The organism is Lacibacter sp. (assembly GCF_035299325.1).
GTDB lineage: Bacteria > Bacteroidota > Bacteroidia > Chitinophagales > Chitinophagaceae > Lacibacter.
Genome location: NZ_DATGWT010000043.1, coordinates 21,010 through 39,486 on the forward strand (window position 1 = coordinate 21,010; position 18,477 = coordinate 39,486).

General features: G+C 40.3%; 18 protein-coding genes. 7 read left to right on the top strand and 11 right to left on the bottom strand.

Features of this window, described 5'->3' with window-relative positions:
* Positions 1-9 precede the first annotated feature (9 nt).
* The 4 genes from VK159_RS23110 to VK159_RS23125 form a co-directional block, all read right to left on the bottom strand.
* The gene (locus tag VK159_RS23110) at positions 10-1,083 is read right to left on the bottom strand and encodes a ketoacyl-ACP synthase III (protein ID WP_324232546.1); all 1,074 of its coding nucleotides are present in this window, start codon (positions 1,081-1,083) and stop codon (positions 10-12) included.
* Positions 1,084-1,179: 96 nt separating this feature from the next.
* Positions 1,180-1,560, bottom strand: coding sequence for a hypothetical protein (locus tag VK159_RS23115; RefSeq protein ID WP_324232547.1), 381 nt, complete (start codon positions 1,558-1,560; stop codon positions 1,180-1,182).
* Positions 1,561-1,591: 31 nt separating this feature from the next.
* Positions 1,592-1,846 (bottom strand): short-chain dehydrogenase, encoded by a 255-nt coding sequence (locus tag VK159_RS23120; protein WP_182801366.1) that lies wholly within the window; start codon positions 1,844-1,846, stop codon positions 1,592-1,594.
* A 47-nt stretch (positions 1,847-1,893) separates the two neighbouring features.
* Complete coding sequence (locus VK159_RS23125; RefSeq protein ID WP_182801365.1) at positions 1,894-2,163, bottom strand: RNA recognition motif domain-containing protein; 270 nt, start codon at positions 2,161-2,163, stop codon at positions 1,894-1,896.
* 211 nt (positions 2,164-2,374) lie between these two features.
* On the opposite strand from VK159_RS23125, the gene VK159_RS23130 reads away from it, so the two are divergent.
* Positions 2,375-2,770 carry a VOC family protein gene (locus VK159_RS23130; protein ID WP_324232548.1) on the top strand — a complete coding sequence of 132 codons (396 nt, stop codon included), beginning with the start codon at positions 2,375-2,377 and terminating at the stop codon, positions 2,768-2,770.
* Between the two features lie 80 nt (positions 2,771-2,850).
* Here the strand turns inward: VK159_RS23130 and VK159_RS23135 are convergent, their stop codons facing one another.
* Both VK159_RS23135 and VK159_RS23140 read right to left on the bottom strand, forming a co-directional pair.
* A complete protein-coding gene (locus tag VK159_RS23135) occupies positions 2,851-3,468 on the bottom strand; it encodes an NUDIX hydrolase (protein WP_324232549.1) in 618 nt (205 codons plus the stop codon).
* A gap of 44 nt (positions 3,469-3,512) precedes the next feature.
* Positions 3,513-3,830 (bottom strand): hypothetical protein, encoded by a 318-nt coding sequence (locus VK159_RS23140; RefSeq protein ID WP_324232550.1) that lies wholly within the window; start codon positions 3,828-3,830, stop codon positions 3,513-3,515.
* A gap of 28 nt (positions 3,831-3,858) precedes the next feature.
* On the opposite strand from VK159_RS23140, the gene pyrE reads away from it, so the two are divergent.
* The 3 genes from pyrE (at position 3,859) to VK159_RS23155 (ending at position 7,071) form a co-directional block, all read left to right on the top strand.
* Entirely contained in the window at positions 3,859-4,494 is a 636-nt protein-coding gene (pyrE, locus tag VK159_RS23145; protein WP_324232551.1) for an orotate phosphoribosyltransferase, read from the top strand.
* 165 nt (positions 4,495-4,659) lie between these two features.
* Entirely contained in the window at positions 4,660-5,019 is a 360-nt protein-coding gene (locus VK159_RS23150; protein WP_324232552.1) for a heavy-metal-associated domain-containing protein, read from the top strand.
* 210 nt (positions 5,020-5,229) lie between these two features.
* Complete coding sequence (locus VK159_RS23155; RefSeq protein WP_324232553.1) at positions 5,230-7,071, top strand: BACON domain-containing protein; 1,842 nt, start codon at positions 5,230-5,232, stop codon at positions 7,069-7,071.
* Between the two features lie 305 nt (positions 7,072-7,376).
* Here the strand turns inward: VK159_RS23155 and VK159_RS23160 are convergent, their stop codons facing one another.
* The 3 genes from VK159_RS23160 to VK159_RS23170 form a co-directional block, all read right to left on the bottom strand.
* Positions 7,377-7,793 carry a helix-turn-helix transcriptional regulator gene (locus VK159_RS23160; RefSeq protein WP_324232554.1) on the bottom strand — a complete coding sequence of 139 codons (417 nt, stop codon included), beginning with the start codon at positions 7,791-7,793 and terminating at the stop codon, positions 7,377-7,379.
* Between the two features lie 267 nt (positions 7,794-8,060).
* Complete coding sequence (locus tag VK159_RS23165) at positions 8,061-8,768, bottom strand: hypothetical protein (protein ID WP_324232555.1); 708 nt, start codon at positions 8,766-8,768, stop codon at positions 8,061-8,063.
* A 457-nt stretch (positions 8,769-9,225) separates the two neighbouring features.
* Positions 9,226-9,687 (bottom strand): LEA type 2 family protein, encoded by a 462-nt coding sequence (locus tag VK159_RS23170; protein ID WP_324232556.1) that lies wholly within the window; start codon positions 9,685-9,687, stop codon positions 9,226-9,228.
* Between the two features lie 246 nt (positions 9,688-9,933).
* Here VK159_RS23170 and VK159_RS23175 point away from each other — a divergent pair, with 246 nt between their 5' ends.
* The 3 genes from VK159_RS23175 to VK159_RS23185 all read left to right on the top strand — a co-directional run bounded on the left by VK159_RS23175 (position 9,934) and on the right by VK159_RS23185 (position 16,085).
* A complete protein-coding gene (locus VK159_RS23175) occupies positions 9,934-10,581 on the top strand; it encodes a WbqC family protein (RefSeq protein WP_324232557.1) in 648 nt (215 codons plus the stop codon).
* A gap of 73 nt (positions 10,582-10,654) precedes the next feature.
* Positions 10,655-15,043 (top strand): PKD domain-containing protein, encoded by a 4,389-nt coding sequence (locus VK159_RS23180; RefSeq protein ID WP_324232558.1) that lies wholly within the window; start codon positions 10,655-10,657, stop codon positions 15,041-15,043.
* 19 nt (positions 15,044-15,062) lie between these two features.
* Positions 15,063-16,085, top strand: a complete 1,023-nt coding sequence (locus VK159_RS23185) for a type IX secretion system membrane protein PorP/SprF (RefSeq protein WP_324232559.1) — start codon at positions 15,063-15,065, stop codon at positions 16,083-16,085.
* Between the two features lie 3 nt (positions 16,086-16,088).
* Here the strand turns inward: VK159_RS23185 and VK159_RS23190 are convergent, their stop codons facing one another.
* Both VK159_RS23190 and VK159_RS23195 read right to left on the bottom strand, forming a co-directional pair.
* Positions 16,089-18,077: a M56 family metallopeptidase gene (locus tag VK159_RS23190; protein WP_324232560.1), complete on the bottom strand. Its 1,989-nt coding sequence runs from the start codon at positions 18,075-18,077 to the stop codon at positions 16,089-16,091.
* Between the two features lie 4 nt (positions 18,078-18,081).
* Positions 18,082-18,447 carry a BlaI/MecI/CopY family transcriptional regulator gene (locus VK159_RS23195; protein ID WP_324232561.1) on the bottom strand — a complete coding sequence of 122 codons (366 nt, stop codon included), beginning with the start codon at positions 18,445-18,447 and terminating at the stop codon, positions 18,082-18,084.
* Between the last annotated feature and the right edge of the window lie 30 nt (positions 18,448-18,477).

An 18,477-nucleotide genomic window follows, 5' to 3' on the forward strand; every position in this document is an offset into this window, starting at 1 on the left:
TCATAAAGATCAGTAACGGTAGCAGACAGCATTAATATTCATGCCTGCGCCAACAGAGGCAAACATAATTACATCACCGGTCGAAAGCCGGTGATTTTTTATTTCTTCCCGTCGAACAAGATCAAGCAATGTTGGAATTGTTGCAACGGAACTGTTGCCCAGCCAATGGATACTCATCGGCATTACATGTTCAGCAGGCGTAGGGATATTGTATAGTTTATACAAGCGGTTGATAATACCTTCATCCATTTTTTCATTGGCCTGGTGAATGAAAACTTTTTTAAGATCAGTAATAGCCACACCACTTTTATCTAAGCAGTCTTTCATGGCAGCTGGTACATGCTTCATAGCATATTCATATACCTTTCTTCCTTTCATTTTAATATAACGCACATGCGGGTCACTTCCGGGATAAAATGATGGTCCCATGTTGATGTAATCAACCTCTTCCATTGAATGAGTTTGCACAGATGCGCTGAGGATGCCTGCACCATTTTCTGTGGTTTCTTTGTATTCCAGTACAGCTGCGCCAGCACCATCGCTGAAGATCATGCTGTCACGATCATATACATCAATTACTCTGGATAATGTTTCAGCTCCAACGATCAGTGCTTTCTTCGCAATGCCTGCTTTAAAAAATGCATCGGCTTGTATTACTCCCTGCAACCAGCCGGGGCAACCAAACAACACATCATATGCTACGCAATTGGGATTTTTAATACCCAGTTTATGTTTGATGCCTGCAGCAAGCGAAGGCACTGCATCTGTTTGAATGGTATTCTTTAATACATTGCCGAAATTATGTGCAACAATTAATTGATCGATCGTTTCAGGATCAACACCACTATCGATTAATGCTTTTTTGGCTGCAACAGCGCCAATATCTGCAGTTGTAAGATCATCAGAAGCATACCTGCGCTCTTCAATACCTGTGATCTGTTTAAACTTTTCCACTACTTCACCGGGCGGAGTAGGTAATGGTTGATGATCTTCTGAATAAAATAAGTGCCTGGTAAAATCTGTATTTGTTTGAATAACGGGAGGTATGTAGGAGCCTGTACCTGTAATGACAGAACGTTGCATAGAAATAATCCTTTAATGAAAAAAGCTGTCTGCAATTGTTGCAGACAGCGGTATAGGCTGTTAGTGTAAGGACAGCTGAATGTGTTTTGCAATTCTTTATTCAGCTAACGCTACTTCGTTATTTTCAAGTTCAGCAGTATCCTGTGATGGTTCTGCTTCAAATGGATGATGTTTGATCGTTAATTGAAAATCGGTACTCATTGAAAATTCAAACCAGCGCTGCAACAGAAAACCCCTTGTAAGATCATCTTCCTGCAGAACAGTAGCAAAATCTTTTGCAAAAGGTGAATGCTTGGCTTGTGAATTTAATTTCGCTTTTTTCAATTCTACATTGCCAAAGCTGAATTTAATTTTACGACCGCCTGCTGCACGTTCAAAATCGGTTTGGTTCACTTTTAATACCTGATCTTCCTGTGAAGCTCTTTTCATCAGGATTAAAATCACTGGTAAATATTTTTTCCAGGTTTGTGTAAACATATTCAGAGTTTTTATTTGATACCGATATCAGTTAGTTTATTTCGCTTAAACGGGTAAATTCTGCACCATTGAAAATGCGGGCAAGCGTATTATCTTTTGTCTTTTTCCATTCCTCCAGTTTTGATTCTGAAACAATGCGCCAGAAGTTTTTGCTTTTCAGCTCATCATAATCATTGTTGCGGATAAAAACACCTTTTACGGTATCTCTTTGCTTAAAGTGAATGTTCACTTGAGAATTTTCACGATTTTTCGTTTCAATAAACTTTTCAATCATATCATTCGTCATACTGTATTCTGATTAAAGTGATAAAATAAATTGTACGGTATTAAAAATTACCATCTGTTGGTACGTGGTTTTTCCTCACGGGGTCTTGCTTCAGTAACTTTTAATGAGCGGCCATCGGTTGAAGTACCGTTAAGCTCATCAATTGCTTTTTGTGCAGCAGCATCATCAGGCATTTCCACAAAACCAAAACCACGGCTCTGATTCGTGAATTTATCCATGATCACTTTGGCAGAAGTAACTTCGCCATACGAATTGAAAAGTTGTTTTAATTCGGCATCCTGCACGTTAAAACCTAAATTGGAAACATAAATATTCATACCAAGGAGAATTTAAATATTAAAAACTTGAGCAGAATACTGGTGTAAAAGAAAAATACGAGGGAGGAAATGATAATTCGCTTACAGAAGTTACTCAAATGACGTGTAAAGGTAAGCTTTATTGACCGCATCAGTCGATTTATTTTAGGCTGCAACCCTTGGTTTGGATAGTTAATGACCGGCTCTTTATATTTATCACTTAAATGAAGGTATGAATCAAAGAATAGCACAATTGGCATTGGTTGTCAGAGACTACGATGAGGCCATTGCATTTTACAGGGATCAATTGAAATTCAGTTTAATAGAAGATACGACGTTGAGTGAAACAAAACGATGGGTGGTAATGGCACCTCCGGGTAATAGCAACACCTGTCTTTTGATGGCAAAAGCAGCCAACGAAGAACAACTGAGCAGGGTAGGAAATCAAACCGGTGGCAGGGTATTCCTGTTCTTATACACCGATGATCTTAACCGTGATTATGAATACTATCTTACTGTGGGAATAAAGTTTGTACGACCACCATCAAAAGAAGAATACGGAACCGTTGCAGTGTTTGAAGATCTGTATGGCAACCTGTGGGATTTAATTGAACCCAATTTACATTAACAGAGTGATTATCCCCTCCCCGGGTGGGGCAGTGTTGTCTTTCACCAAAAACGATATTGAAAGGGGGGGGTAAATCATCATCATACCATCGCTAACACATCCTTAATTGACGGAAACGTATTTTCCATGTAGGTTGAAAGATCTTTTTTCTTCACCCATTTAATATCGTGTATATCTTCTTCTGTTTGTGGTTTGATGGATTGCTGTCCTTTTACTTTCATCTTATACCAATGTGAGTCTTTCAGAATGTGTTTACCAAATTCATCATAGGTATGATAAGTAATGGTGATTGGTTTTTTAAGTTCAGGTTTTTGCAAACCGGTTTCTTCTTCCACTTCACGCACGGCACATTGTTCAATGGTTTCACCTGGATCAAGCTTTCCCTTTGGCAGATCCCATTTACCTCTGCGATGTATCAATAAATATTCTCCTTTTTCATTTTCAACTAACCCGCCTGCGGCTGTAACAATAGTGAAATGTTTAAAGAAAGCTTTCTTCAGTTTTTCCAGGTCTTCGTTCCATAAAATACCGGCATGAAATTCTTCTTTCACAATTTCGTGGAGTAATGATTTAATGGCGGGACCTGATATTTCATCAATAAACACCGCATCAGGGTGATGCATGTATTCATGAATCATCTCATCAATTTCATCGCAAAGAAAAACAGGCTTATCTCCAAAGTAAATTTTGATGTACATAGAAGGGTTTAAAGTTGAAGGTTTAAGGTTACAAGTTAGGTTCCTTAATCATTGCCTCTGTTATATTTTGTTTCTTGTTTTTTGGGTATTGGATTTTGTTTTTTTTCTTGAGCCTTGTTCCTTGTTCCTTGTCTGTTCTTGTTGTTTGGATATTGGGTTTTGGTTTTTCCACTTGTACCTTGTTCCTTGTGTCTTTTCCCTTGGGTTTTGTCACTTGGATTTTGGGCTTTCCTCTTGTGCCTTGTTCCTTTTGCATTGTAATTTGTCTTTTGTTTTTTGGGTTTTGGATTCTGTTTTTTCCTTTTGTGCCTTGTTCCTTGTATTTCCTCTTCTGCCTTGGCTTTTGGATTTTGGTTTTTCACCTTGTGCCTTGTCCCTTAATTTTGCCGCATGACAAACGAACAAGCTGTTGCTGAGAAACTATTACAAGTTAAGGCCATTCGGTTAAATGTAAAAGAGCCCTTTACCTGGGCAAGTGGTTGGAAGAGCCCCATTTATTGCGACAACCGCAAGGTATTATCCTTTCCACACGTGCGGGAATTCATAAAAAGTGAGATGTGTAACGTTATTTTCGAAGAGTTTCCAGAGGCAGAACTGCTGGCAGGTGTTGCCACAGCAGGTATAGCATGGGGAGCAATGGCGGCCGATCAGTTAAAACTGCCGTATATCTATGTGCGTCCCAAACCAAAAGAACATGGGCTGGGCAACCAGATTGAAGGTTCATACGAACCAGGACAAAAGGTGGTGGTGATTGAAGACCTTATTTCAACGGGAAAAAGCAGTCTGCAGGTAGTGGATGTGTTGCGCCAGGCTGGTGTGGAAGTGATTGGTATGGTGTCCATCTTCAACTATGGTTTTGATGTGGCCAAACAGGCGTTTGAAAAATACGATCTGGGCTATCGCTCTCTCACAAACTACCCAACACTCATTCAACTGGCAATTGAAAAGAATATTGTGGAAGCCGGCGAACAGGAAGTTTTGTTAAAATGGAGCGCCGACCCGGCAAATTGGACAGGAATTCGATAATTTCATTATTGTTCTTGTGAGTAAAAGTATGCTGCTGCAGAATTTCTTAATCTGAAGCTGAACTGTGCTGAATCCCCTCCCGGGAGGGGTTGGGGTGGGTACTCCTAAAGTTTACCAAATAACAAAACAGGCTTACGATAACGTTATCAAATAAAATATAAACCAATGAAGACATTCTTAACTGTATTATTTCTATCCGTAACAGTAGGCCTCTCTGCCCAATACAAAAAGCCCATTGTTGTGCAGATAAAAACACCGCAGGCACAATGTGCCGAGTGTAAAGACAAGATCGAAAAATTCATGAAAGTGGAAGAAGGTGTGGCGAAAGTTGTGGTGGACATCCGTAAAAAAATCACCACCATCACTTATCTCAGCGACCGTACCAATATTGAAAATATCCGGGCAGCAATGAATAATCTCGGTTTCGATGCCGATGATGAAAAAGCAAATGAAGAAGTTTATAAACGTTTGCCGATCTGTTGTAAACGGGTGGAAGATGGAGGAGGGCCACCGAAAAAGCAATAAAGACTTTTATGATAAAAAATCCCGGCAAGTATTGTCGGGATTTTTATTATTGCTTTGCCGTACGAATAATATCGTTCTATTTTATTGCCTGTGCCGTGTGTTTTCACTTGGGGAATATTTCTATGTTGATTCATGATTGATGAAATAAAGTATTTTTCTTGTCATTTAGGAAATCTTAATTTCTTACATTTGATATAATCGTACAATGACATGAAAACATTTCTAATCACTACTATAACCCTGACCTTTCTCTTCGCCTGTAATAAGCCCAACGATAGCAAACCAAAATCTGAGTTATTAGTCAACGAAACTAAGATATCATTAAATGCTGATGCTGGCTCTGTAGATTCTTTTGAGGTTTTAGGTAACGTAAATTGGGTAATAACCATATCTCCTTCAGAAGCTACAAATTGGATAAAAACAAACGTAACTTCTGGAAGCGGTAAACAAATAATTGTTGTTACTGCATTAGAAACAAATTATGGTAATTCCGCTAAAAATGCTACCATAACAATTAGTTCACCCGGTACACAAGGTGTTCAATCGTTTAATATTCTTTTGGAGCAGCAAAGCAGATATCCATTTTTACGAACCAATTTAAATAGCCTGACTACAATTGGAATTAAAAATAATCAAGATTCATTTTATATTGAATCGAATATTAATTGGAAGATAACCACAAATGTCAACTGGATTCAGGTTGACAATACAAATGGAAATGGTAACGCTAAAGTATTTATTAACTCCTTAGATGACAATACGACTGGCGGAAACAAATCCGCAACTATTACAATAACACCGATTGGCACCAATATTCCACAGCCTATTAATATTGTAATTAGCCAAAAAATATGGTATAGAGTTTATGGTGGAGGTTCTGTTGATCACATACAATCTTTAGCAAAAACCAGCGATAATGGATTTATTATGGCAGGAGTGACAATGAGTGGAGAAATCGAACATAATACTACTTACGGTGAAACTGACATGTGGCTGATAAAAACGGATATTTATGGTAACAAAATCTGGCAGAAAACATTTGGTGGGATTAAAATCGACGAGGCGAAATGTGTTCTAACATCATCAGATGGTGGTTATGTTGTTGCCGGAGAAAGTCATAGTAGTGATGGTGATATTTCTTCTAACCAAGGGAATTCGGATATCGTGATAATAAAAACAGATAGGAATGGCAATAAACTTTGGCAAAAATCTTTTGGCGGAAGCGGTTTTGATTACGCCAACGCTGCCATATCAACAGATGATGGCGGTTATTTGATTGCTGGAGCAACTTATAGCAACGATGGAGATTTTATTGGCAATACGATGAATCGCAATATGTTGATATTAAAATTAGATGCAAATGGGAATAGAATTTGGCAGAAATTTTTTGGTGGCTTACAAGTTGAAGAAGCATATAGCATCGTCAAATCTACAGATGGCGGTTGCGTAATAGCTGGATATGCACAAAGTACGGATGGAGACGTAATTGGGGGAAGCGGTTCCGATGCATGGATCTTGAAACTGGATGGAAATGGAAATTTAATATGGCAAAGACCAATAACTTCCGAAAAAGGGCTCAGGGCTTTTTCAATAACTATGACATCAGACAACAACTATGTAGTTGCAGGAAAAATTTTCAGAAACAGACAAACTTCTTTAGGAACCATTGATGAAGATCTTTGGATAGCTAAACTTTCTGATAATGGTAGTTTGATATGGCAAAAAATATTTGGGGGATCAAATCCTGATAGGGCGAATTCTATTTCAGCTGCAAGCGATGGGGGGTGTTTAGTAGGTGGAGTTACTTGGAGCAATGATGGAGATGTAACAGGATATCATGGAGGCAGAGACATGTTAATTTATAAAATAGACCAGAATGGAAATAAACTTTGGCAAAAAACTTTAGGAGGAAATGGTGACGAAGAAGCTAAAGCCATAATTACCTTACCTGATTATTCTTATATGATTACTGGCTATACAGGGAGCTTCGAATTTAAAAAGTATGGGCCAAATATGGTAGAGGATGGCTGGCTAATAAAGCTTAAAGATTGAGATATCGTATTTCGAAAAATGCCCTTACTGTAAGGTGTTGTCATATAATGCCCGCTTTTTGACGCTTCAATTTTTTGTTCTTTCTGTCGGTATAAAAAGCGGAATGCGAAAGTGTTTCCTGCCCTCGCACTTACCAATTTTAATAAACATTTGAAAAAGATTGCTGCATTGGCAGGCTGGACACAGCCCATTGGTAAGTTCAGACGCTCGCTCTTAATTTAGAGAAACCAGCTGTTGTTGCCTGATTATGTAAAACGAAAAACCCCTGCATTTTGCAGAGGTTTTTTAGCTAATCCGTTTGATGCTTATTTCTTTTCTAATAATTTTTCAAGCAATGTTACCTTTTCCCGTTCGGTCTGCAGTAAACGTTCATAAAGCTTTTTGTTTTCTTCTATTGCTTCAATATACTTGTCTAATGGATTGAAATTACATTTGTAATTTTCGTTATAAGCAGCAGCTTCATCATGAAATGAATTTCCGATAATATTTATAGCAGCTTCTTCATCAAAATTCTTAATTGCATCAACCGGCACTTTCAAAGCCTTTGCCACATCTTCTAAAATTGGCGGCTCAATACTTTCCTTTGCTTCCAGCAACGATATTTTCTTTTGGTTCCAATCTTCTCCCAACGCACTTGCAAGTGCTTCCTGTTTTATGCCCAGCATTTCACGGAAACGTTTTACATTGCGGCCCTCATGTATTGTTTTAGTTGAAGTATCCATAAAACAAATATAAGTTTCCGCTATCATAAATGAAAGGGCTATCATACTGTTCTGCAGCATAAAATATCCGGCAAACATATTAGCCAACATTTACCGGCATTATATTCCCCGGAGGTATGCATGTTTTAAACACCCTATCTAAAGCATCCAGACTGAAAACGAAATTTCTTTGCCTGTTTACCAGTTACTTTCTTTTACTAATTTATGTAAACTGTGGGGCATGTTTTGGCTGAACATTGATAGTAGGAGACGAAGTAATCAACAAACTCACAAATACCAGGCATCTATGACAGCTGATGGTAAAAACGCCGGCCGTAATTCCTGTTTACCGTTCTGTAACGTATAAATTACAGAAGCTGCAACCAGCACCACTGATCCCGGAACTGCGGCAACAGGAAAAAACAGTTCCTGTTCGGGTTGCAGGCTGCTGGTATAGGGAATTCGTATGCTTTGTATACTGCTGCCGGTGGCTGCAGCCTTCAGCAGGTTGCAGGATGCCACGCTAAAATGCACATCAACAAGCGTGGTATGGGCAGGAGCTGAAATCGATTTTACAGGCACAAAAGCAGGTACAATTATCCGCACGCCGGATGCATCCTGTGTTTCTATCCGGAACGGTATACGCACACGTTCGGTAATGCTGGTGGCAGGGTTAAAACAAAAGCCCGTAACAAATGGGAGTGGGCGTTGTGGCACCAGCTCATGAACCTGTTGCAAAGCCAGCCATTTTGCAAGCACGCCTGAAAAACGCACCTGCATACTCCTGTCTTTTGGAAAAGGAAGAACCGGGGCCAGTAAACCACGTAAGGGTTTTCCGGCTGCTGATGCAATACCAAAATTTTTACTGCGCTGTTTGGTAGCATCTGTTTGACGCACTTTATCAGGAACTGACCGGGCAATGTGCCGGCCGTTGCGGGTGTAAAAAACAATGTTGCCGAGTTTGCCTTTAAGAAAGGCAGAAGTTTGAAAAGCCACAGGTTGCTGTTTTTATGAGGTCAGGTGAAATGTGTTTAATAGCTGAATACAGCCTGTCAACTGCGTTATCTCTGCGTTAGCTATCGCACCGGTAACGCAGAAGTGTTAAGGTAAAAACGGTTAAAACCAGGTTTTGGTATATGTACAAATGGCCTTTTATCGCAAAAACAGCTTTTTCAATAATTTCGTCATTCACGGATTAAAGCCTTGCTCGATATATGTAAATAATGATAGGGATGGCCACTACTCCAATGCAAAAAAATAATAAAAACACGGGTAAGCTGAGGTCAAAAAAAATGCTGTAAATGACAAATGAATAAAATGTCAGAGCCGAGAAAAACAAATAACCATACTTATAATATTGCGATCTCCCCGGGCCATCAGGAAATTTTCGATGAAAGAGGTATAGCAGCAGTGTCACTAAAGACATGATCAATAGCATATTCAAGGATTGAATTTATGGCCTCGGCTCAAACAACCCCACCTCATGTTTTCCTTCATAGGCCAAGGGAATGGTTTTGTAAAGTCCGCCAACTCCGGCCGTAATTACGCCCGATGCCCTCACCGTTACCTCCCGACTCGACAATGCCGACCAGGCATTTTTAAACACATTCTTCATATCAGTTTTGATCCGGAGGGGAATAATAAAATCTGACTTTCTGGCAACCTTGATCAGGGTGTCGCTCATCGCTCTTCCCAAATAAACATCATCCACATACACATCGCATTCAGTATGGCTCACCCGGAAACCGATCCGGTTCGGGTTGTTGTAAACCAGTTCCATGTACACGGTGGTCTCATTCAGTCCGATCGACTCAAGCCGCAGGTTTTGAAATTCCTTGTATTCAGGGATCTTAAAACTGTTGCAGGAAAGGCTGGAAATGAAGAGTAAAAAAAGGAGGGAAGGGAGCCTGTACACGTTCAAATTGTTTTGCTGCAAATTAAGTCAAGCCGTTCACATTTCTTCGGCGTGCTTTTAAAGAAGCCTTAAATTTGCGCTAAAATAGTTAGCCGGTTCCGGTGCACAGCAGGTTGAAAATCAACACCCAAAAATGTAGTTGTAAAATTTGTTCTTAAAAATTTGTTTTAAAATCAGTTAGGTTATTTTTAATGGTATTAATAATCTGGTTAATAAGGGTTAGAAAACTGAAATAAGGTATGTAAAATGAAAAATGATTCAGAGTTAAATTTGCAGGGTAATAAAAGTAATCAAACTATTGATTTACATTATTTTGGAGATATTTATTCTTATTTAAAGTTTATCAATCAAACAAATGTATATTTTTCTGCATACGAAAGCTACTTCCGTGCGCTTCATTTGAACCGGACGAAGCTCATGGGCGCAAATGGCCCCCTCCCGCTCTCCGTTCCGCTGGAAGGTGGTCGTAATCAAAAAGTAAAATGGAAGGATGTGAAGATCAACTATGCCGAACCCTGGCAGCGGATCCACTGGCGGGGCATCCACGACAATTACCGGAAAGCTCCCTGGTTTGAAGATTATGCCCCGGACCTGGAGCAGCTGTTTTTGCGGAAGGAAAAATATCTGCTGGATCTGAACCTGAAAACGATGGATTACTGTCTTCAGCGATTGAAACTGAAAGTTGACATTTTGGCTTATAGTGAGGAGGAAGCAGCGAAACTGATTTCCCGGCGACCTGAAAAATCTGAACCAATACCGTCTGAAAATTTCCCCGTTTACCAGCAGGTTTTTTCTGAGCGGCATGGGTTTGTACCCAACCTCGGCATCCTCGATTTGCTCTTTTGTGAAGGACCGCTTGCCACAGATTATCTCCGCCGGATAAAAAAATCCTGAACTTGATCTTTTAGCACCCTGTCTTGTACAAGAAAACACTTAACTTGTACGTCCACATCCACATGCTTACGTAATGAGAAAATTGATGTTGTTGTCAGCCTGCTTGCTGCTGACTAATCTGTACTCCTTCGCCCAGGATTTCTCCAATAAAGGAAGAGACTTTTGGGTTGCTTACGGTTACCACCAGGTGATGACCACAGGCAACAGTCAGGACATGGTGTTGTACTTCGCCACTGAAGTTGCCACCAATGTAACTGTAACCATTCCAGGTGTAGGTTATTCGGTAACTTATTCAGTTCCCGCCAATACCGTTTTTACGTCGAACCCATTACCCAAATCAGGAGCGCAGGATGCCCGTTTATTAAACGAAAGTTCGGCTCCGGAAAACAAAGGAATTCATATTACGAGTGATCAGCCCATTGTAGCTTATGCTCATATCTACAACCAGAGTGTTTCCGGTGCTACCATTCTTTTTCCAACCAATACATTGGGGCGTGAGTATTATTCCATCAATTTTCAAAACAGGGCCAATACGGTAAATGCCAATTCATGGGCTTATGTAATTGCTGCCGATACAGGTACTACCAGCGTTGAAATTATTCCCAGCCAGGCAACATTAGGCAGACCGGCGGGTGTTCCGTTTACAGTAACACTTACACAGGGACAGGTATATAATATAATGGGGCAGTTTACCAATGCTTCCTCCGGTAACAATCATTCAGGTGTGGATCTTACAGGAACGTTTATTCGTTCAATCAACACCGGTAGTGGTTGTAAAAAAATAGCTGTGTTTTCCGGAAGCGGTCGTATCAGCATTACTTGCCCAACGAACAGCACTTCCTCCTCATCCGATAACTATATGGCACAGGCGTTTCCAAAAAATGCCTGGGGGAAAAAGTATTTAACGGCAACAGCCTCAAGTCCGCAGGCCTTTAACCTGTACAGAATTTGTGTGTCCAGTTCTTCAACAGTCGTAAAAGTAAACGGTGTAGCTCTTTCAACAGCTTCATTGGTTGGCGGATTCTATTATGATCTTCCATTAACCAATCAACCGATGTTGATTGAGGCAGATAATCCAATTACTGTTGCGCAATATTTCACCTCGCAGGGAGCGTGTGGTAACGCTTCTCCCGGTGATCCTGAAGTAATTTATCTGAGTCCGGTGGAACAGAATATCAATAAGGTGATCTGGAATGCTACGTCCAATTTTGCCATTACCCAGCATTATATAAACGTGGTGGTCCCGAATAAAGGAACAGGCGTCAGCTCATTCAGATTAAAAGATGCAAATGGCAATACATTGCCAACAGGGGCATTCACGGTTCACCCGGGTGATGCAAATTATTCTTACCTGAAACAAAGCTTACCAACCTCCGGTGTTTATACCATCCAGTCGGATTCCGGTTTTAATGCCATTGCCTATGGGTTTGGTAACGCAGAATCTTACGGTTACAATGCGGGCACCAATGTGATCGACCTGTATCAATATGTAACAACACAGAACGCCAATGCAGTGATTAAAAGTCCGGTTACCTGCAAAAGTTCTCCTTTCTTTTTATCGTTGACACTTCCTTACCTGCCCATCAGTATGAAGTGGGACTTCACAGGTTATCCTGATGTAATTGATAATGCGCCGGTTGCTGATTCAACATTTATACTGAATGGCAAAACATTGTATGTATTTAAACTGCCGGGTAATTACATTTATAATACAGCGGGCAAATATCCTGTGGTGGTTACAGTGAACAACCCAACCCCCGATGGTTGTTTGGGTGAACAGATCATCAACTTCGACCTGGAAGTGCTTGATCCGCCTGCAGCAACTTTTTCATGGGCCAATACACCCGCAGCAGGGTGTACCGATTCATTGATTTCCTTTACAGGAATTAATACAAGCAGCGGACGACCGATCATAAAACATTATTGGGATTTTGGCGATGCAACGACTGCCGGCACATTTAATCCTTCAAAAGCTTTCAGTAATCCCGGGCAATTTAAAATACGTTATGTAGCTATGACGGATGCAGGCTGTTTGAGTGATACCACCGAGCAGTTCATTACGGTTACAAAAGCACCTGTTGCAAAGTTTGGAATGATTGATCCGTTATGTGTTGGCAAAGCACTTACGTTCAAAGATTCATCTTCACTGCCCGGTGGGTTTGGTTCAATCACAAACTGGACATGGAATACCGGCACAGGTTCGCCAATTAATAATACAACTGCAGCAAACGTAAGTTCCACTTTTGCCGCAACAGGAAATTATACCGCTACCTTACAATTGAAAACAAATACCGGTTGCTTGAGCCCGGTTTATTCATTGCCGTTTACCATCAGGCCAAATCCTGTAGTTGATTTTACTGTTTCATATGGTTGTATGCCGAACCCTGTGATCAGTTTCAACAGCACATCAACCATTGCTGATGGATCGCAAAGCGCATTTAACTATGTCTGGAATTTTGGTGATGCTGCAAGCGGGGCATTGAATAGTTCAACCATTCAAAGTCCTTCTCATCTGTATCCATCAGTTGGACCGTTTAATGCAAAGCTGAAAATAACAACTGCTTATGGTTGTGCCGATTCAACTACGAAAGCAGTCGATAAAATTTATCCGCAGCCCAAAGCTGACTTTACAGCACCTGCTGAAGTATGCTGGCAAACGCCGGTAACTTTTACAAATGCATCGAATGGTTTTACGCATCCTGTTACAAAGTGGGAGTGGCGTTTCAGCGATGGTACTTCTTCAACACAAAAAGATCCTGTAAAGAATTTTACAAATCCCGGTACTTACACGGCAACACTTTGGGTATTTACCGATCAGAACTGTGTAAGTGATACGGTTGTGAAAACAGTTGTGGTGAATCCCTGGCCAACTGCAAACTTCACCACAAGTGCTTTGGTTTGTGAAAAGAATGCGATCACATTTACTAATACATCAACTGCAAACACTGGTTCAATTGTAAGAAGCTATTGGCAGTTTGGCGATGCTAATACAATTAATAACAGTAACCTGTCTGCAAACAATACGTATTCCAACTGGGGAGATTATACAGTTCGCTTTGTAACGGAGAACTCAAAAGGTTGTAAGAGTGATACGCTCGTTCGTACCATGCGCATTAATCCATTACCCAAAGTTGGCTTTGTTTTACCTGAAGTTTGTTTAAGTGATGCACAAGCCATCTTTACAGATACCTCTTCCATTGCAGATAACAGTGCAGGGCAAATGAGTTACCTGTGGAAATTTAATACAGGTACTCCTGCAATTGTTCCGGGGCCAACACCTGTATCAAGTGTATCCAAAACTCCTTCGATTAAGTTTAATAAAGCAGATAACTATCTACTGTCTCTTGAAGTAACATCAAAAGATGGTTGTAAAGATTCTGTTGTTGCTATACCGTTTACTGTGAATGGTTCTATTCCAAAAGCTGATTTCACGGTTCGTTCTGCAAGCACACTTTGCAGTAACCAGGATATTGAACTGGAAGACAGATCGACTGTTGATTTTGGTACTGTTACCAAAGTGGAGATCTATTGGGATAATGCCAATGCACCAACTGTGGTAGAAACCGATGATCAACCTGCTGCCGGTAAAGTATACAAACATCTGTATCCTGCATTCCAATCACCATTGACCAAAACATACCAGATTCGTTACAGATCTTATTCAGGTATTCTTTGTGTAAATGAGATCATTAAAACCATTACCGTTAATGCAAGTCCGCTTACGCAATTCAGTACATTGTTTGGTGTGTGTTTGAATGATCAGCCATTCTCATTGGGACAGGCATCAGAAATGGGGGGCTTGATTGGTACAGGCGTTTATACAGGACCGGGAGTTAATGCAAATGGATTATTCAATCCTTCAGTTGCAGGTGTTGGTACGCATAACATCCGTTACACATTCAATGCCAGCAATGGTTGTGTAAGTACAAGTGATCAAACAATTGAAGTGTGGCCGGTACCCATTGTAAATGCAGGGTCTGACCTTACTGTATTGGAAGATGGTGTACGCAAGATCACAAACGTTACTGCCAGTGGAACAGGTTTACAATTCTTATGGTCGCCATCAACTTATCTTGATAACGTTACTTTGCAATCACCAACTATTCTGCAGCCAAAAGATGATATTACTTATTTACTCACTGTTACAAATGGGTTTGGCTGTAAGGCAACAGATGATCTCTTTGTGAAAATTCTTAAATCGCCAACACCACCAAATACATTTACGCCAAACGGTGATGGCATTAATGATTTCTGGGAAATTAAATTCCTGAATGATTATCCGGGTGCTGTTATTGAAGTATACAATACAGCCGGGACTATGATGTATCGATCTGTCGGTTATTCTACGCCTTGGGATGGTAAGTATAAAGGATCGCCTTTGCCGGCCGGAACTTATTACTATGTGCTTGATCCAAAGAACGGCCGCAAACGCATAACAGGTTATGTAACTATTTTACGATAATGAAGCAGCCATGTTAATGATGAGAAAGAAATTATTAGTTGTTGGATTGATGGTGATGATTGGAGTAGTGGCTGCCGCACAGCAACGTCCGCATTATACCCAGTACATTTTAAATCCTTATGTACTTAACCCTGCATTAACAGGAATAGAAAATTATACCGATATAAAACTGAGTTACCGCAATCAGTGGGTTGGTTTTCCCGGAGCGCCACAAACGGTTTATGCAACTATTCATACGCCCATTGGTAAAGAAGATTACAGAACAAGTGCCACTTCATTTGGAGTGCCGGGCGAAAATCCAAGGGGAAAACAATATTGGGAAGAATACACTGCAGCTGAAGCACACCATGGAGTAGGAGCAAGTGTAGTGAATTATAAAACGGGATATATCAATCGTTTTTATGCAACAGCATCTTATGCTTATCATTTAGGATTAACACCAAAACTTAATTTGTCTGCAGGTTTTGCAGCCGGTATTTCAGGTGTTAATGTGGATGCTTCAAAAATTCAATTGGCAAATCCTGTTGATCCTGCTATTGGAGGTTTTACAAGTGAACTGCGTAAGATTAAACCTGAACTGAATGCAGGTCTTTGGCTTTATTCTGATAAGTTTTTTGCAGGTGCATCGGTGCAGCAGATCATTCCACAGAAGATAAATCTGGTTGATGATGACCTGTATAAATCAACATTGGTACCGCATGTATTTGTTACTACCGGTTACCGTGTGCTTGCAGGTGAAGATGTGAATGTGATGCCATCTGTAATGCTGCGTTATATCCCAAGCATGCCATTGTATGTAGATATAAATGTAAAAGCACAATACCAGGATCGTTTCTGGATAGGAGGTAACTATCGTATAAAAGAAGGCTTTGCTGCAATGGCTGGCTTCAATATTTCCAATGTAGTGAACGTAGGTTACTCTTACGATGTAAATAATTCAAAATATCTTTTGCAATACGCACAAAGAGGCACACATGAAATTGTGATCGGCTTTTTATTGGGAAATAAGTACGGCGATCTTTGTCCACGCCGTGTTTGGTAATCGTTACAATTTAATTACTTCTAATCTTCTGATTACTCTCTTTGGTTGGGGTGGAGTTTGTGGAGTCCGTTGTCCTTCCACCTGCAATGAATCGGGACAGCCGCAAGGTTGTTGATTCATCATCCGCACATGATTGTTTTCTAAAATGATCTGTACATGTTGTTGTGCCAGTTGCATGTCTTCACGTAATCCCTTGTCGTTATAGAGATAAGCAACTACAGGTGCTGCAATCTGTATTCTGCTTTTCACTTGTGCATTATCGGTTGTATCTTTTCTTGGCTTACGGTTAATGCTGATTCTTGTTTTGATGCGTTCTTTCTTCTCATCATCTGCTGCCTGTTGCTGAGCAGCGCCTTTTGAATGATTAAAAAAACTTTCCGTTGAAAAGTATTCACGGAACATAACCTCAGGAGGTGGGTGGTTGCCTTCAAAGGTGAAATTAAACTGACCGCTTAATTTTTGCATGAGTGAATCAAAGTTTGCGCCTTTAGGATACTGCATCATTGTTGCGCCACCTTTGTTACGCATCTTGGGTTGCGGAAAACGCTCACGCCACTGTTTTAAACGATCAACATTTTCAACATATAATTCCATTTCTCTTTCCCGTTCGGCAATAAAGACAGAGTCGGGGCCATGATGCAACAGTATGCCCGGTCTTTGCTTATCATCAGGTAAACGAACACGCACGCCTGGTTTTACCAATTGCTCAAACCACTCAACAGGAAGATCATTAAAGATCACTTTATCAAACTTGATCTCTTTGTCTTCGCTTTCATTCCATACAAGAATATCTTCTTCATTTATTTTATCCTTCAGTTCGAGTCTTATTTTTTGTTTATCATCACGCAGCAACACCGCATCATTCTTTTGTTTCACCACGGCGTCTGTTGTAAAATAAACGGTCTTAATTTTTTCCTTTAAGGGTTGCTCTTTCAATACTGCCTGCTTCATTTCTTCTTTAACCGGTTGGCGTTCTTTGATGAGCCAACCCATCAATGCAAATACAATCGTGAAAAGGACTAACGCCAGTAACCTGGTGCTGATCTTGTTTTTCTCAGCAGGCATATTCAGGATGCGTTTCACACGGTCCATCAGGTGATGTTTATTATCACCAAGTGCCATTACCAGTTGCGGGTTTTGAATTCTTGCTTTCTCTACATTCAGTAATGCTTCTGCATACACAGCTGCATTTTGCTGAAAGTTCATTACATGATCATCGCAACTGTTTTCCCGTTCTCTTCTTGCAATACCAATGAGTAATAATGCAAATGGATTGAAGAATAACATGGTTTCTGAAACAGAAAGTAACAGGTTCCAGAAATAATCATTGCGTTTAATATGCGCCAACTCATGTAACAATACTGCTTCCAACTGTGCGGCAGTTAAATGTGTAACTGCAGTTGCAGGTAACAGCACAATTGGTTTTAAGAAACCAAGGGTAGCAGGTATATCAATTTGTTTGCTGATGAAAAGCTGAACAGGTCGTTGCAGTCCCATTGTTTCAACCAGGTATGCAAAGAATTCCTGCATATCATCGTTAACAGAACTCAATCCTTTATACCGTAATGAATTGGCGGCTTGTAACTGCACCATCAGTTTCACCCCAAACCAAAGCAATACAAATAAGTATGCAATGGAGAGATAGGGGAGAACAAACTGTATTTTATAATCGAGCCAGTTGAAGAATAATTCCCAGCGATTATCTTTTGTAAAACTGCTCAGCAGCGAATTATTCAAATTCCCTTCGCTGATGATGAGTGCTGTTTTCTGTTGAAGTTGCTGTTGCCAGCGCAGTGCAATGCCTGAAATGAACCATACAAATCCGCCCAATGAAAAAACAGTACTGATGAAGTTTTTAACGGTAGCCTGTTTAATGCGGAATAAAAATACAAGCAGCTGATAAAGCAAAAACAACAGACCCATTTGCCAGATACTGTCGGCAATTGCTTTTCCCAAAGCCTGTAAAAATGCAGATTGGAATAGATCCTGCATGCGGTTACTGCTGTTTCAGGTTATCAATTAGTTTTTGAATTTCATCCAGTTCTTCTTTTGATGCTTTGTGGTTACCCAGGGCCTGCATCACCAGTTGTGAAGAAGATCCCTGGAACAAGGTATCGATCATCTTACCTACAAATTGCTTTTGTGTTTTTTCACGTGAGATCAAAGGAGTGTATTTATGCGTTTTGCTGCTCTCATCACGTTTCACCATTCCTTTTTCATGCATGATCTGCATCAACTTAAGGGTGGTGGTATAACCGGCATCCTTTGTTTTGCTGAGTTCTTCGTGTACGTCTCTTACGGTTGCTTCTCCACGCTCCCATAAAACACGAAGGATTTCCAATTCACTTTCCGTAGGTTTCATTTGCTTTATACTCATTGCTTACGACTTGTT